This window comes from Streptomyces sp. NPDC051940, from assembly GCF_040680895.1.
In the GTDB taxonomy this organism is placed as follows: Bacteria; Actinomycetota; Actinomycetes; order Streptomycetales; family Streptomycetaceae; genus Streptomyces.
Genome location: NZ_JBFAXR010000165.1, coordinates 1 through 16,327 on the forward strand (window position 1 = coordinate 1; position 16,327 = coordinate 16,327).

A 16,327-nucleotide genomic window follows, 5' to 3' on the forward strand; every position below is an offset into this window, starting at 1 on the left:
TCAGACCACTCGTTCACATGACCGATACTTAACCTTCGTACATAGGTACACGTCGCCCTACCGCTCCTTCGTAAGGTCCTACAAATGCCGGTCGAGCCCCGGGCTCATCCGGTGGTGCTCAGATGGCCGTGAGGGTGAGGGTCGCGGTGTAGGTGCCGGCGACGGTCGACGTCGGCACGTTCAGGGCCAGGTCGGCGCCGAAGTGGGCGGTGCCCAGGCCGGTGCCGGTGGCGAGGGAGCGGGACTGCTTCAGGCCCGCGCTGCCGCCGTCGCCGGGGGCCGCGCCCACCGCCGGGGCCACGGCCGCACCCGCGGTCACCGTCTGGCCGGGGGCCTTGTCGATGACGTTCGGGGTCCAGCCGAGGTTCTGGCCGTTGATGGAGTGGGAGCCGCCGTCGGTGAAGTCGCCCACCTGGCCGCTCAGCGACCAGCCGGGGTTGCCGGCGCGGGTGTCGGTGAGGGTCACGGCGTTGATGGCGCCGCCGGTGGTGAGCAGGGTGCCGGCGGAGTTCAGCTGCGGCGAGGGCAGCGTCACGTTCGGGTCCTCGACGCTGATCGCCAGGGCGCCCGCCTCGACGGTGGTGGTGATGTTCTGGCCCACCGAGACGCCCGCGAACGGGGTGATCGTGTGGGCCACCGGTGCCGCGCTGGAGCCCAGGTAGGCGCCCGCGTTCGCGGGGACGAAGACGGCCGTGAGCGAGTGCTCGCCCACGCCCAGCGCGCTGGTGCTGAAGGCCGCGCTGCCGCCGGAGACCGGCACCGTGCCGAGGACGGTGGTGTTACCGCCCACGGTGTCCTGGAACTTCACGCTGCCCGCCGCGCCGCTCGGGGTGACGGTCGCGGTCATGCTGACCGGGCCGTACTGGGCGGAGCTGCCGGACGGCGAGACCAGCAGGGCGGTCGTCGTCGGCGTGGCGGGGGCCGCGTTCACCGTGAGGCTCACCGGGGCCGAGGTCGACGGCTTGAACGACGAACTGGACGGCTGGAACTCGGCCGTCAGCGCGTGCGTGCCGGCGCCCAGGCTGCTGGTGGCCAGCGAGGCGGTGTTGCCGGAGACGGCGACCGGGGAGCCGATGGCCGTGCCGTTGTCGCGGAACTGCACGACGCCGGCGGTCCCGGCGGGCCCGGTGGTCGCGGTCAGCGTGACCGCCGTACCGGCGTCGACCGGCCCGGACGGGCTGGCCTGCAGGCTCACCGTGGTGTCCTGCGCCGGGGCGTTCGGGTCGGTGGACTGGTAGGCGGTGTTGGAGGTGAACCAGATCGAGCCGGTGAACTCACCGAAGGTGGTGCTGCCGAACGCGAGCCGGCAGGTCACGGTGAAGTCGTAGCGGCCCTGCAGGGTCTGGAAGCCGACCTCGTCGGCGTAGCCCCGCATGTGCAGGCGGAGCGGGATGCGCATGCCGCCGTTCTGCACCGGGTAGGCGGTGAGGTCCGTGTTGCCCACGACGATGTAGTCGTCGGGGAAGCCCGAACCGCGCACGCTGACGATGGTGTTGGTGGCCGTCTCCGGGCACAGCCCGGAGGTGGTCATGTCGATGGGCGTGGTGTCCGCGCCCGTCGCCGGGCTGAACGACAGGGTGCCGATCGGCGCCGCCGAGGCGGTCGGGGCGGCCAGCACACCGCCCGCGAGCACCGCGGCCAGCGCCGCGGCCACACCCGCGACGGCGCGCGGGAGTCTGATCCTGAACATCTGCTTGTCCCTCATTCTCGGTGCGTCGGTCAGCCGGTGGGCAGCTGGGAGCCGCAGTTGGCCGCGGGGGCGAAGCCGTAGCTCTTCAGTACGTCGGTCCGCTGGCAGATCAGCGCATTCGGGCCGACGAAGACCGTGCTCCACGGCGCGGTGGCGGTCTTGTCCGTGGGGATGACGTTGTAGACGTCCCGCTTGATCGCGAAGTCGGAGTTCAGGGTGGTCGGCGTCTGTCCGCCGACGCTGCCGAGCAGCGAGCTGCCCCGCAGGTCGGCGATGGTGCCGGCGGCCTGCGCCTGGTACTGGGCGATGGAGAACGGCACGATGGACCGGCTGTCCATGAACCGGCCGTCGTGCTCCTGCACCGGCGCACCGTTCTTGTTGTCCTTGATGCAGGTCAGGCTCGGCAGCTGCGCCTCGGTGACCTGCATCTGGCCCAGCCAGAACGACCGGGTGCCGGAGCCGGCCTGCGGGATGTACGCCGTCACCGCGTTCGTGCCGGTGCCGATGTAGTCGGGGTTGCAGTGGTAGATCTCGCGCAGGTCCGCGAGGGTGAGCTTGCGCGGCAGCACGCTGTTGGGCGTGACCGCGTAGCTCAGGCCGTCCACCGCGAACGGGACGTACGTCAGTCCCGGCGAGGTGGGCGCCTGGTTGAGGCTGGAGGAGCGGGAGAAGTCCAGGCAGTTGAAACCGCGGTTGAGCTCGTTGACGAGCGCGGTGCGGCCGGCGCCCGAGCCGTTGGGCCGGGCGATGGTGCAGTTGGGGTTGGTCGCCGGGTCCTTGGTGGTGATGTTCTGGGACCCGGTCGCGTCGTAGGAGCCGAGGACCTTGGTGCCGTTGACCGTGATGGCGTTGGCCATCCCGTTCATCACGTCCTGCGTGGTGTCCGAGCCCACGCCCGACAGCGGCCGGTACTGCGGGGTCCCGGAGGGGTCGGCGGTGGCGACACCGCCGAGTGCGCCCGCGATGAGACAGGCGGCCGCGAGGGCCGCGGCGGCCTTTCCTCGCTTGTTCACGTTGAGGTTCACCTCATAGGCTGAAGCCGGGTGGTGCCCGGCGGGGTTGCTTTCAGTTCGTTGGCGCGACTGGGGTCATTCGCTTCCGGGTACCACCTCCGCGCTGTCGGCCGTGTGGCTTCCCCCGCTCGACGGGCTCGGGGAAGGGGTGCCGCCCGGTACGGCCGGTCTGCCGCGGGCCGCCGCGATGCGCGCCGCGAGACGCGGCGCCACCTTCGGCAGCAGCGGCCCGAAGACCGCTCCGGCGAGTCCGGTGACCAGGGCGATCATGAGGGCGTAGCGCACGGCGCCCATCGCCCAGGCAGGGGTGTCCCCCGGTGACTCCGCGGATCCGACGGGCGCCGCGGAGGGTCCGGGAGAGGTGGTGGGGGTCGGCGAGGCGGTGACCCCGCCCGTGTCGCCGCCGCCCGACGCCGAACCGCCGCCGGTGGCACCCGGATCGCCGCCGCCCGTCGTCCCGCCGTCGCCGTCGCTCGGTGCGGGGTCCGGGTCGTCGGCCGCCTTGCCCGCCCGCTCGCGGATGTCGTCCGCTGCCGTGCGGGTCTTCGCGCGCAGCCCTGCGGGCAGCGGCGCGTATCCGGCGGGCAGCGTGCCCTCGGCGGTGCCCGGCTGCTGGCCCGCGCCCACGGCGTACTCCAGCAGCTCCGCGTAGTCCGCGCCCTCCTGCCTGGTGAGGCGCTCCGGGACGGTCGAGGCGTAGGTGAGCAACGTCAGCGGGTAGGCGTCGGGGTCGGTGGCCGCCGGGTCGGGCAGCAGCACCGAGGGGGCCGCCTTGCTCGGCTTCATCGCGTCCGCGGCGGCGAGCAGCGAGGCGTCGGTGGGCGCGGTGAACTCGCCCGCCGCGTTCATCAGCCGGGCCGGGACCAGCCCGTAGCGGGCGGCGGACGCGGTGTCGGTGAGGGCCAGCACCGCGCGCCGGCCGATGAGCTGCGGGGGGTGCTTCTTGTAGCGGGGCGGGGCGGCGGTGGCGTCCCACAGGCTCTGGTTCAGCTCGTCGCCGCGGGCGGCGGAGCGCGCGGCCTCGTGCATGTCGATGGCGTAGGCCCGGTGGTCGATGATGCAGGCGGGCCGGTCGGCGTGGTCGGCGAACTCCTGGCAGTACGTCTCGTTCTTGGGCAGGTTGTCGACCGGCAGCTCCAGGTCCTCGTACGCCGGATTGACCTTCATCCCGCTGTACGAGCCGTCGCCGTGGGCGCCCTCGTCGTCGGGGGTGCCGGCGAGGAACTCGCGGGCGGCGGCGTCGGAGACGATCCACCGCCACAGCGCCAGGCTCGCGTCGGCGGCAGGCAGCGGGACCAGGGCGTCGCCGAGGTTGACGTCCATGTGCTCGAGGTCCGGGTTGTACCTGCGGAACTCCGGATCCTGGCTGACGAAGTACGGATTGCCGGCCACACCCGGCGCGCCGGGGACGCTGCCCGCCTGGTACGACTCGGTGAGCAGCTTCGCCACCAGCCGCGGGGTCAGGTTGAGCTCCGTCACCGGCGATCCGGCGCGGTCCTTGACGTCCTGCGGCGCGTTGAACCGGGGCAGCAGGTCGATCTGGAAGCCCAGCGTGAGCCCGGACAGGGCGACGGGTGCGTACAGCGGTTCCGGTACGTCGTCGGCGGGCTCCGCCGCGGGCGGCTCCCCGAGGAGCACCAGGCCCGGTTCGTCGCCGGTGAGCTTGTCGCGCGCGGTGGCGTCGCCGATCTGGGCGTACGAGAAGGACACCTTGCGCCCGGTGCGGCACAGGGCGGGCTGCCAGCGGTGGACGGCCTCGGCGGTGAGCTCGTTGCCGAGGGTGCCGCGCTCCTCCGCGTCGATCGGGCAGGGGTCGCCGATCAGCGTGAACCTGAGCGGTACGACGAGCCGGTTCTTCCAGTTGGTGAGGCTGAACGGGGAGCTCTGCAGCCGCCGGTCGGTGTTGACGGTGTCGTAGCGGCGGCCGTCGACCTCGTACTCGCCGCGCGGCACGATCACCAGCCAGCAGGTGCGGGCGACGGGCTTGGCGGCGTCCGGGTCGACGGCGGCGCCGCAGCCCAGGCCCGGGGACTCGACGGCGGTCTGCATGTCGAACAGGGCCTGGCCGCCGCCGGTGGCGTCGGTGGTGGCGTAGGGGTACTCGTTGGTGGTGTTGCTGTCGTAGTAGGCGTTGCCCCGGGGCTTGTTCTCGACGGTGCCGTCGACGGAGCGGAAGGGCACGAAGCCTTCGTCGAGGTGCTCGTCCTTCTCCCGGTCGGGGTCCGGCGGGTAGGCGGCGAGCTTGTCGTCGACCATCCGGGTCCTGACGTACAGGCCGACGCTGTCGCTGCCGCTGCCGGTCTGGTACGTCGCCCCGTACTCGCACTGCTCGCGGTCCGGGCCGTCGGGGCCGTCGCCCCAGCACTGCATGATCTGCAGGAAGTTGGCGCCGACGTCGCTGTCGCGGGCGGTCGGCCGGCCGCCGGTCCAGGAGACCCGTACGCCCTCGTTGACCAGGTCGCGGGTCTTGTCCACGGTGACGGCGAGGTCCGCGAACTCGCCGCTGCCGTGGACCGTGACGGCCGAGCCCGCGGTGCCGGTCTCCTCGGCGCTCGCGCCGGTCAGCCCGGCCACCGCCGTCAGCGCGAGGAGCAGCGCCGCGGCGCGGGTGCGGGTGCGGGTTCGGGTTCGTATCGCGGGGCGCTTCACCGCTGCCTCCCCTGGTTGCGCCGGTCCAGCCGGCCCGCCAGCAGCGGTGGGCCGAAGGTGACCGCCAGCAGCAGCACCCCGGCGAGCACCATCAGCGTGTTGCGCAGCCCGCTGCTGATCGACGCGCCCGTGGTGACGGGCACCGCGTACGCGTCGCCGCCCTGCGAGCCGCCGGTGCCGGCGTTCACCACCTGGCCGGTGTCGGGGTCGATCGCCGTGCCGCCCGCCGCGTCGCCCGTACCGCCGGCTGCCGCCGTACCGCCGGCCGTGCCGGCCGTACCGCCGCTTGCGCCGCCGGCCGCGGACCCGCCGCTCGCGGAGCCGCCGCCCGCCGAACCGCCGCCGGGGTTGGTGGGCGTGGTGGCGCCGCCGGTCCCGGTGGTGCACTGCTTCGGTCCCTGTTTGTCGCAGGCGGGCGGGAACGGGGCGTTCTTGGCCAGGGTGTTGGTGCCGTCGGAGGAGAAGGTGGGGTTGCGGCAGCTGTTGATGTTGATGGTGCCCACCTCGGCCCCGGGGATCCTCTTCAGCTGCTCGAAGCCGGCCTCCACCAGGTTCTTCGGCAGCGGCGAGTAGCCGAGGTCGTCGACGAAGCGCTGGCCGTCGCAGAGGAAGTACTTGCCGAACGCGCCGAGCGTGCGGCCCTTGTTCTCGCTGAAGTTGGACTCCGTCTTCGTCGGCAGGATCATGTAGCTGTAGCTGGACAGCGGATACGTCCGCGGGTCCCGGTCGTTGTAGACGCCCTGCAGCTTCTGGGTGAGGTAGGCGGGCGAGCTCTCGTCGTCCTCGATACGGGCCTTGAGCAGGGCGACGGCGACGTTGCTGGCGGTGGGCTCCACGTAGTAGCCCGCCTTGTTGAGCACCTTGACCACGGGGAAGTGGGTCGACTCGGTGGCGTAGGAGTACTCGACGTAGGTGATCGTGCCGATGTTGCCCTTGGTCGCGACATAGCCCGAGACGCCGTTGGAGCCGGACTGGGCGACGAAGCCCTTGCCCGCGATGGTCGGGTAGTTGGAGGTCTGGCCGCAGGGGGTGGGCCGGCCGGCCTGGCGGCAGTACGCGTCCCACAGGCCCTGGTTCTGGTCGGCGAGCCAGCCGGAGAACTGGGCGGTGGTGCCCGAGCCGTCGGACCGTACGACGGGGACGATCTTGCGGGCGGGCAGCCGGGCCGCCAGCGCCGGGTTGTCGCGTTTGATCGCCGGGTCGTTCCAGCGGGTGAGGGTGCCGGTGAAGATCTTGGCGAGGTTCTCGCCGGACAGCCGCAGATTGGTCACCCGCTGGTTGCCGATCACCAGGTTGTACATGAACGAGGTGCCGCCGGCCACGATCGGCATGTAGGCGTACGCGCGCTTCGGCGGGGTGTCGACGACGCCGGTGTCCTTCACCCCGTAGGGGATCTCGGAGACGGCGAAGTCCACGGTGCCGTTGCGGAACTGGTTGCGGCCGTCGGAGGAGCCGAGGCCGGTGTAGCGCACCGTCATCTGCGACTTCTTGACGTTGGTCTGCCACTGGGTGATGGCGTTCTGGCTCCAGGTCGAGCCCGCGCCCGAGATCGGCGTGTAGCCGGACGCGGCCCGCGCGGGGCCGACCGGCCACTGGGCGAGCAGCAGCAGCACGGCGGCGAGCAGCACGGCCCCGGCGGCCCGGGCGGCCCGGGTGCCCCGCGGGCCGGTCGCTGGTCGTGTCATGACAGGTGACTCCTGATCGTTCGCGGATCGTGCGGGAGGGGGTGCGGGCCCGGCCGGCGTCGGGAGGGTGCGGGCCGCGGTCAGCCCGGCGGCCCGGCCGCGCGGCGGCGGGCGGAGATGCGCAGGGCGTCCCTGTGGGAGCGCCGGGCCCGCCGGCGCAGTGCGCGCCGGCCGAGTTCGCCGGGCCCGCGGCCGCCGATCAGCCGGGCCACGACGAACAGCGTCAGCACGAGCCCCAGCAGGACGGCGGCGGCGCCGAAGCCGCGGATGACGTAGCTCTCCTGGGGCTGGCCCACCAGCCAGAAGGTGTCCAGCGGCAGCGAGACCATCGGCCCCTCGAAGGGGTTGAGGTTGAGGTCGTGGGCCATGCCCGAGGTGAGCAGCACCGGCGAGGTCTCGCCGACTCCCCGGGCGGTGCCCAGGATGACCGCGGTGGTCAGCCCGGAGCGGGCGGTGGGCAGGATGACCGTCCACACAGTGCGCCACTGCCCCGCGCCCAGCGCGTACGACGCCTCCCGCAGCGAGCCGGGCACGAGGCGCAGCACGACGTCCGAGGCGCGGATGATGATCGGCAGCATCATCACGCTGATGGCGAGGGAGGCGGCGAAGCCCGACTTCTCGAAGTCGAGCAGCACGATGACCGTGGCGTAGACGAACAGGCCCGCCACGATGGACGGCAGCGCGGTCATCGCCTCGACGATGGTGCGTACGAACCGCGCGTACGGCCCGGGCACCTCGTTGAGGAACACCGCGCAGGCCAGGCCCAGGGGCACGGTGAGGGACAGGGCCATGGAGATCTGGATCAGGGTGCCGGCCGCGGCGTGCAGCACGCCGCCGGAGGACAGCGGCTGCTGGGGGCCGGTGGTGCTCATGTCCTCGGTGTAGAAGTTCCCCCGGGGCAGCACCTGGCGGCCGTGCCACATCGTGTAGACGACCACGAAGACCAGCGCCACCAGCAGCAGTACGGCCAGGCTGTGCCAGATCACGGCGGCCACCCGGTCGCGCACGGTGACCCGGTTGCCGTCCATCGACACCAGCGCGGCGTACGCCAGGACGAACAGCCCGTAGGCCAGCACCCCGAAGCCCAGCGGGGCGTCGAAGGGGGCGACGCGCAGGGAGATGAGCACGGTCAGGCTGACGGCGGTCACCGCCGCCCCCGCCAGCGCCAGTACGTCGGAGCGGTGCAGGGACCGGGTGGAGCGGCGCGGCCCGTCCTGGTCGGTGCCGCGGCGGGCGGGTTCGGTGCGTACGGTCGTGGCGGCGTCGGGTGCGCCGGTCACGGCCTCGCGCACGGTGGTCTCGGACATCAGGCCTCCGCTCCGGCGCCGGCACGGCTGCGCGCGGTGATCGAGGACGCGACGAAGTTGACGACGAGGGTCAGCAGGAACAGCGCGAGACCGGCGGCCATCAGCGCGGAGATGCCCAGTTCGCTGGCGGAGCCGTAGCGCAGGGCGATGAGGGCGGAGACGGAGTTGGTGCCGTTCTGCAGCACGTGCCACTGCACGGCGAACACCGGCGAGATGATCATGTAGACGGCGATGGTCTCGCCGAGCGCCCGCCCGAGCCCCAGCATCGTGCCGCCGATGACGCCCCCGCGTCCGTACGGCAGCACGACGGACCGGATCATGCCCCAGCGGGTCGCCCCCAGCGCCAGCGCGCCCTCGCGCTCGCCGACCGGCGCCTGGGAGAACGCCTCACGCATCACCGAGCAGGCGATGGGCGTGACCATCAGGGAGACCACCATGCCGGCGATGAACGTGGAGGAGGTGTAGACGGTCGCGGTGGCCAGCGGATCGCCCGGGTCGGCGCCGTCCACCTCGAACAGCGGAATCCAGGAGAAGTACGTCGAGATCCAGCGGGCCGGCCCGGTCATGTGCGACTGCAGGAAGAACGCCCCCCACACGCCGTACACGATGCTGGGGACGGCGGCCATCAGGTCGACGAGGCTGATCAGGGTGCGGCGCAGGCGCGGCGGGGCGTACTCCGAGATGTACAGGGCGGTGCCGAGGGCCAGCGGTACGGCGAACGCGATCGCCGTCAGCCCGATCAGCACCGTCCCGGTGAGCACCGCGGCGATGCCGAACCGGCCCGCGTCCGGCTCCCACGCCGCGGTGGTGAGGAAGCCCCAGCCCGCCTCGCGCAGCGCCAGCCAGGCCTGCCAGCTGAGGAACACGCCGACGAGCAGCATCGTCAGCAGCACCAGGGTGCCGCTGCCGCGGGCGGCCCCGCGGAAGATCCGGTCGGCGGGACCGCCCGAGGACCGCAGCCGGCGGCGCGGTTCGGCGGCGTCGGCACCGGGCACCACCTGCCCGCGGAGCTCGGTCAGCGCCCGCCCGTGCAGCTCGCTCATCGCCCGCCCGCCGCCGCGATCCGGGTCTTCGGGGCGAGGCCCTCCTGGGCGTCCGCCTCGTCGGAGGTGTCGGACAGGTGCAGCCTGCGCAGCCGGGGCCGGGTGGACATGCCGCCGGGGAGGTCCGCCACCGGCAGGGCGGCCAGGAAGTGCTCGAGGTTGTACAGGGCCTCCCGCTGGCGCCGGTAGCACCGCGGCGAGACGGCGGCGGGCACGCCGGCCAGGCTCGCCTGCCAGAGCCACATGCCGCGCGGGCCGCTCATGCTCAGCACCCCGTTCAGCGCGGAGGCACCGGTCCGCAGCAGGGCCACGGCGCCGCGGCAGGCCGCCAGGTCCGGGAAGGGGCTCGCGGCCCGGCCCAGCTCGTGGTTGTTGCCCCCGACCAGCCGCCACGTGACCGGCACACCCCCGGCGACGTCCGCGCCGGCACTGGTCGGCACACAGCCGGCACTGGTTGGCACCCAAAGGAACCGCGGACGCGCCATCGACCGTCCCCCCTCACCCCGGCAGGCGCCGAAATCCCGCCACGCCTGACAATCCCCTGACGGACCAGACAGTCCCGGCGAAGGGGGTGACTTCGCTCACAGCAAGTTGAAGGCCGGACGGACCTCGGGTGAACGGACGGAATCCGCGGTGTCAAGGTCGTCGGGGGCGACGGTCGGTGGCCGCGCGGACACGGTGCGCGGCGGCGCTGCCCGTGCTCGCGCGGAGGCGTCGCGTTGCCCACCGGAACGCGCGGAAGGGTCGAGTTGTCCACAGGCCATGGCCCATTCACGCCCCCGCCGCATAACCTGCTGACGCGGGTCACAGCACGACGGGGAGAACGAGGGCGGGGGCGCACAGCCATGGCAGAGGTACAGGTCAGGCCCACCGGGGCGGCGCCCACCGCGCGCCGCGTCCTGGTGGTCGAGGACGATCCGACCATCGGGGACGCGATCGCCGCCCGGCTGAAGGCGGAGGGCTTCGCCGTCCGTACCGCCGGGGACGGTCCGGCGGCGGTGGCCGCGGCGGAGGAGTGGGAGCCGGACCTGCTGGTCCTGGACGTGATGCTGCCCGGTTACGACGGGCTGGAGGTGTGCCGGCGGGTGCAGTCGCGGCGTCCGGTGCCGGTGCTGATGCTCACCGCGCGCGACGACGAGACGGACATGCTGGTGGGCCTCGGCGTGGGCGCCGACGACTACATGACCAAACCCTTCTCGATGCGGGAGCTGGCGGCGCGGGTGCACGTGCTGCTGCGCCGGATGGAGCGGGCCGCCGCCGCTGCCGCCGCGCCCCGTACGACGTCCGTGCTGCGGCTGGGGCGGCTGGAGATCGACCACGCCCAGCGCCGGGTGCGGGTGGCGGGGGCGGACGTACACCTGACTCCGACGGAGTTCGATCTGCTGGTGTGCCTGGCCTGCCGGCCGCGTGCGGTGCTCTCGCGCGAGCAGCTGCTGGTGGAGGTGTGGGACTGGGCGGACGCCTCCGGCACCCGCACGGTGGACAGCCATATCAAGGCCCTGCGCCGCAAGATCGGCGCCGAACGAATCCGCACCGTGCACGGCGTCGGGTACGCCCTGGAGCCGGAGGCGGCATGAGCGCCGGGACGGCAGGCCGGGCCACGGGACCGGGCGGGGGCGGTGCCCCGTGAGCGCACTGAGGCGGCTGTGGGCCGCCCTGCGCCCCATCGACCCCTTCCGCTCGGTGAACGCCGCACTCAGCGGCCTGGTCATCGGGTCGGTGATCATCGCGACGGCGCTGGTGTACGTCTCGATCGCGTCGTCGACCCAGCTGCGGATCGTCACGATCTTCTCCCTGATCGCCTCGCTGCTGCTCACCCAGTTCGTCGGCCAGCGGCTGACCGCCCCGCTGGGCGAGATGACCGAGGTGACCCGCGCCATGGCGCACGGCGACTACACGCGCCGGGTGGGCGCGGGCCGGCGCGACGAGTTCGGCGAGCTGGCGGCCAGCTTCAACCGCATGGCGTCGGACCTGGAGGCCGTGGACCGGCACCGCAAGGAGCTCGTCGCCAACGTCTCGCACGAGCTGCGCACCCCCATCGCCGCCCTGCGCGCCGTCCTGGAGAACGTGGTCGACGGGGTGTCCCGGGCCGACCCGGACACCATGCGCACCGCGCTGAAGCAGACCGAGCGGCTGGGCAGGCTGGTGGAGCAGTTGCTGGACCTGTCCCGGCTGGACAGCGGCGCCGTACCGCTGCGGGCGCGGCGCTTCGAGGTCTGGCCGTATCTCGCGGGTGTTCTGCGCGAAGCGAACATGGCCGCCCAGAGCGGTCCGGCCCACAGCGTCCCGGCGACGCCGGGCGGCGGACTCGCCCGCCGCGACGTGAGCCTGCACCTGGACGTCCAGCCGCCGGAGCTGACGGCGCACGCGGACACCGAGCGGCTCCACCAGGTGGTGGCGAACCTCGTCGACAACGCCATGAAGCACAGCCCGCCGCACGGCCGGGTCACGGTCCGCGCCCGCTCCGGCGCCACGCCCGAGAGCCTCTGTCTGGAGGTGCTGGACGAGGGCCCCGGCATTCCGGCGGACCAGCGGCACCGGGTCTTCGAGCGCTTCACCCGGGGCGCGGCCGAGCCCGCCCGGCAGGGCGGTCCGGACCGCGACGGCGGTACGGGACTGGGGCTGGCGATCGCGCGCTGGGCGGTGGATCTGCACGGCGGGCGCATCGGAGTGGCCGAATCCCCTCGCGGCTGCCGCATACTCGTCACCCTCCCGGGTGAACGCGCGGACGGCTTCTGACGGCGGGGCGGCGCCGCGGTGACGCCCGCCCCGGTCCGCCCGACCTGCTGGGCGCCCGGCGGCGCCTGCCGTAAGGTTGCACCTCAGCGGAAGGGCGCTGACCTGCTGGTCGGCGTCCGACGGACGGGCGATGGCGGGCCGGCTCGGGCTCCCTACGAGGACATCGGCCCCTACTCTGCGTTGCCGGGCGTAGGCAAACCTCATGTGTTTCCCGCCATTCTTCCCGCCCAAACACGTTTTTCGGTGTGACTTAGGCGACTGGACCCGGGTGAGACCTGCAAGGAACCCCTGAGGGGGCGTAGCCTTGTTTTCCGCTGTCCATCACCTATGTGAAGCGGAAGAGGGCGGATCCGGCCGTGTCGCCACAGTCCCCGAATAGTGTCTCGACCGACGAACCCAGCCAGGGGCGTGACCCTGCGACCGCGTTCGGTCCGAACGAGTGGCTCGTAGACGAGATCTATCAGCAGTACCTCCAGGACCCGAACTCGGTCGACCGAGCCTGGTGGGACTTCTTCGCCGATTACAAGCCGAACGCCGCCACCGCGGCCGCCCCGGCCGAGACGTCCGCCGCGGCTCCGGCCGCCGCACCCGCGGTGCAGGCGCCCGCCCCGGTCACCCCGGCGCCGGCCCCGGCCGCCCCGGTGCAGCCCGCCCCGGTGCGGGCCCCGGCCGCCGCGGCCCCCGCGGAGCGCCCGGCCCCGGCGCCGAAGCCCCAGCCGAAGGCCGCCGAGCCGGCGGGCACCGGCCCCGAGATGATCACGCTCAAGGGTCCCTCGGCCGCCGTGGCGAAGAACATGAACGCCTCGCTGGAGATGCCCACGGCCACGTCCGTGCGCGCCGTCCCGGTGAAGCTGCTGTTCGACAACCGCATCGTCATCAACAACCACCTCAAGCGCGCCCGGGGCGGGAAGGTCTCCTTCACCCACCTCATCGGCTACGCCATGGTGCAGGCGATGAAGCTGATGCCGTCGATGAACCACTCCTTCCTGGAGAAGGACGGCAAGCCCACCCTGGTCAAGCCCGAGCACGTGAACCTGGGCCTGGCCATCGACCTGGTGAAGCCCAACGGCGACCGCCAGCTCGTGGTGGCGGCGATCAAGAAGGCCGAGACCCTCGACTTCTTCGAGTTCTGGCAGGCGTACGAGGACATCGTCCGCCGCGCCCGGAACAACAAGCTCACGATGGACGACTTCACCGGGGTGACCTGCTCGCTCACCAACCCCGGCGGCATCGGCACCGTCCACTCCGTGCCCCGTCTGATGCCCGGCCAGTCGGTCATCATGGGCGTCGGCGCGATGGAGTACCCGGCCGAGTTCCAGGGCACCTCCCAGGACACCCTGAACAAGCTGGGCATCTCCAAGGTGATGACCCTCACCTCGACGTACGACCACCGCGTCATCCAGGGCGCCGCGTCCGGCGAGTTCCTGCGGATCGTCGCGAACCTCCTCCTCGGCGAGAACGGGTTCTACGACGACATCTTCCAGGCCCTGCGCATCCCCTACGAGCCGGTCCGCTGGCTCAAGGACATCGACGCGAGCCACGACGACGACGTCACCAAGGCCGCCCGCGTCTTCGAGCTGATCCACTCCTACCGGGTCCGCGGCCACGTCATGGCCGACACCGACCCGCTGGAGTACCGCCAGCGCAAGCACCCCGACCTCGACATCACCGAGCACGGGCTGACGCTCTGGGACCTGGAGCGCGAGTTCGCCGTCGGCGGCTTCGCCGGCAAGTCGATGATGAAGCTCCGCGACATCCTCGGCGTGCTGCGCGACTCGTACTGCCGCACCACCGGCGTCGAGTACATGCACATCCAGGACCCGAAGCAGCGCAAGTGGCTGCAGGAGCGCATCGAGCGCCCGCACACCAAGCCCGAGCGCGAGGAGCAGCTGCGCATCCTGCGCCGGCTGAACGCCGCCGAGGCCTTCGAGACCTTCCTGCAGACGAAGTACGTCGGCCAGAAGCGCTTCTCGCTGGAGGGCGGCGAGTCCGTCATCCCGCTGCTCGACGCCGTGATCGACGCCGCCGCCGAGGCCCGCCTCGACGAGGCCGTCATCGGCATGGCCCACCGCGGCCGCCTCAACGTCCTCGCCAACATCGTGGGCAAGTCGTACGCCCAGATCTTCCGCGAGTTCGAGGGCAACCTGGACCCGCGCTCCATGCACGGCTCCGGCGACGTGAAGTACCACCTGGGCGCCTCCGGCACCTTCACGGGCCTGGACGGCGAGCAGATCAAGGTCTCGCTCACCGCCAACCCCTCGCACCTGGAGGCGGTCGACCCGATCCTGGAGGGCGTCTCCCGCGCCAAGCAGGACATCATCGGCAAGGGCGGCACGGACTTCACCGTCCTGCCGATCGCCCTGCACGGCGACGCGGCCTTCGCCGGCCAGGGCGTCGTGGCCGAGACGCTGAACATGTCGCAGCTGCGCGGCTACCGCACCGGCGGCACGGTCCACGTGGTGATCAACAACCAGGTGGGCTTCACCGCTCCCCCGGAGTCGGCCCGCTCCTCGATGTACGCCACCGACGTGGCCCGCATGATCGAGGCGCCGATCTTCCACGTGAACGGCGACGACCCGGAGGCCGTGGTCCGCGTGGCCCGCCTCGCCTTCGAGTTCCGCCAGGCGTTCAACAAGGACGTCGTCATCGACCTCATCTGCTACCGGCGCCGCGGACACAACGAGTCCGACAACCCGGAGTTCACCAACCCGCAGATGTACTCGCTGATCGACAAGAAGCGCTCGGTGCGCAAGCTCTACACCGAGTCCCTGATCGGCCGCGGCGACATCACCATGGAAGAGGCGGAGCAGGCGCTCCAGGACTTCCAGGGCCAGCTGGAGAAGGTCTTCACCGAGGTCCGCGACGCCTCCGAGGCGCCCGCCGCCGTGCAGGTCCCGCCGGCGCTCCCGGAGTTCCCGGTCACGGTGGACACCGCGATCTCGCAGGAGGTCGTCAAGCGGATCGCCGAGTCCCAGGTGAACATCCCCGACGGCGTCACCGTGCACCGCCGGCTGCAGCCACAGCTGCAGCGCCGCGCGGCGATGGTCGAGGACGGCACCATCGACTGGGGCATGGGCGAGACCCTCGCCATCGGCTCCCTGCTGCTGGAGGGCACCCCGGTGCGCCTGGCGGGCCAGGACTCCCGCCGCGGCACCTTCGGCCAGCGCCACGCGGTGCTGGTGGACCAGGTGACCGGCGAGGACTACACCCCGCTGAACTACCTGGCCGACGGCCAGGCCCGCTACAACGTCTACGACTCCCTCCTCTCCGAGTACGCGGCGATGGGCTTCGAGTACGGCTACTCGCTGGCCCGCCCCGAGTCGCTCGTGATGTGGGAGGCGCAGTTCGGCGACTTCGTCAACGGCGCGCAGACGGTGGTGGACGAGTTCATCTCCTCCGCCGAGCAGAAGTGGGGCCAGACCTCCGGCGTCACGCTGCTGCTGCCGCACGGCTACGAGGGCCAGGGCCCGGACCACTCCTCGGCCCGTATCGAGCGCTTCCTGCAGCTGTGCGCGCAGAACAACATGACGGTCGCGATGCCCTCGCTCCCGTCGAACTACTTCCACCTCCTGCGCTGGCAGGTGCACAACCCGCACCACAAGCCGCTCATCGTCTTCACCCCGAAGTCGATGCTGCGTCTGAAGGCCGCGGCGTCGAAGGCGGATGAGTTCACCACCGGCGGCTTCCAGCCGGTGATCGGCGACTCGTCGGTCGACCCGGCCGCCGTCCGCAAGGTCGTCTTCTGCTCCGGCAAGGTCTACTACGACCTCGACGCCGAGCGTCAGAAGCGCGGCGTGCAGGACACGGCGATCATCCGCATCGAGCGCCTCTACCCGCTCCCGGCGGAGGAGATCCAGGCCAAGCTGGCGAAGTACTCGAACGCCGAGAAGTTCGTCTGGGCCCAGGAGGAGCCGGCCAACCAGGGCGCCTGGCCGTTCATCGCCCTGAACCTGATCGACCACCTCGACCTGGTCCTCGGCTCCCAGCCGGCCCCGTCCGGCGACCGCCTCCACCGCGTCTCCCGCCCGGCGTCCTCGTCGCCGGCGGTGGGCTCGGCAAAGCGCCACCAGGCACAGCAGGCGACGCTGGCGGCGGAGGTCTTCGACCTCTGAGCCTGCGCCGGGCCGCGATGCCGACCCGGGTGCGGGCCGGGCTGTAGTTCACGGCGTTCTCCACCAGGTTCCCGAGCGCCGCGGCGAGC

Annotated in this window: 10 protein-coding genes; 3 read left to right on the top strand and 7 right to left on the bottom strand. The window is 72.1% G+C overall.

Features of this window, described 5'->3' with window-relative positions:
• Window positions 1–118: 118 nt before the first annotated feature.
• The 7 genes from AB0M28_RS36315 to AB0M28_RS36345 form a co-directional block, all read right to left on the bottom strand.
• Window positions 119–1,690, bottom strand: a complete 1,572-nt coding sequence (locus AB0M28_RS36315; RefSeq protein WP_365414393.1) for an Ig-like domain-containing protein — start codon at window positions 1,688–1,690, stop codon at window positions 119–121.
• 29 nt (window positions 1,691–1,719) lie between these two features.
• Window positions 1,720–2,703: a hypothetical protein gene (locus tag AB0M28_RS36320; RefSeq protein ID WP_365414394.1), complete on the bottom strand. Its 984-nt coding sequence runs from the start codon at window positions 2,701–2,703 to the stop codon at window positions 1,720–1,722.
• A gap of 75 nt (window positions 2,704–2,778) precedes the next feature.
• Window positions 2,779–5,352, bottom strand: coding sequence for a hypothetical protein (locus AB0M28_RS36325; protein WP_365414396.1), 2,574 nt, complete (start codon window positions 5,350–5,352; stop codon window positions 2,779–2,781).
• The gene (pstS, locus tag AB0M28_RS36330) at window positions 5,349–7,037 is read right to left on the bottom strand and encodes a phosphate ABC transporter substrate-binding protein PstS (protein WP_365414398.1); all 1,689 of its coding nucleotides are present in this window, start codon (window positions 7,035–7,037) and stop codon (window positions 5,349–5,351) included. The genes AB0M28_RS36325 and pstS overlap by 4 nt, the downstream gene beginning before the upstream one ends.
• 80 nt (window positions 7,038–7,117) lie before the next feature.
• Window positions 7,118–8,344, bottom strand: a complete 1,227-nt coding sequence (gene pstA / locus AB0M28_RS36335) for a phosphate ABC transporter permease PstA (RefSeq protein ID WP_365414400.1) — start codon at window positions 8,342–8,344, stop codon at window positions 7,118–7,120.
• Entirely contained in the window at window positions 8,344–9,387 is a 1,044-nt protein-coding gene (gene pstC, locus AB0M28_RS36340; protein ID WP_365414401.1) for a phosphate ABC transporter permease subunit PstC, read from the bottom strand. Before pstC ends, pstA begins: the two co-directional genes overlap by 1 nt.
• A complete protein-coding gene (locus AB0M28_RS36345) occupies window positions 9,384–9,827 on the bottom strand; it encodes a hypothetical protein (protein WP_365414403.1) in 444 nt (147 codons plus the stop codon). The genes pstC and AB0M28_RS36345 overlap by 4 nt, the downstream gene beginning before the upstream one ends.
• 405 nt (window positions 9,828–10,232) lie before the next feature.
• On the opposite strand from AB0M28_RS36345, the gene AB0M28_RS36350 reads away from it, so the two are divergent.
• The 3 genes from AB0M28_RS36350 (at window position 10,233) to AB0M28_RS36360 (ending at window position 16,238) form a co-directional block, all read left to right on the top strand.
• Entirely contained in the window at window positions 10,233–10,964 is a 732-nt protein-coding gene (locus AB0M28_RS36350; RefSeq protein ID WP_365414405.1) for a response regulator transcription factor, read from the top strand.
• Window positions 10,965–11,013: 49 nt separating this feature from the next.
• The gene (locus tag AB0M28_RS36355) at window positions 11,014–12,126 is read left to right on the top strand and encodes an ATP-binding protein (RefSeq protein ID WP_365414407.1); all 1,113 of its coding nucleotides are present in this window, start codon (window positions 11,014–11,016) and stop codon (window positions 12,124–12,126) included.
• A 356-nt stretch (window positions 12,127–12,482) separates the two neighbouring features.
• Window positions 12,483–16,238, top strand: coding sequence for a multifunctional oxoglutarate decarboxylase/oxoglutarate dehydrogenase thiamine pyrophosphate-binding subunit/dihydrolipoyllysine-residue succinyltransferase subunit (locus tag AB0M28_RS36360; protein WP_365414408.1), 3,756 nt, complete (start codon window positions 12,483–12,485; stop codon window positions 16,236–16,238).
• Window positions 16,239–16,327: the final 89 nt, after the last annotated feature.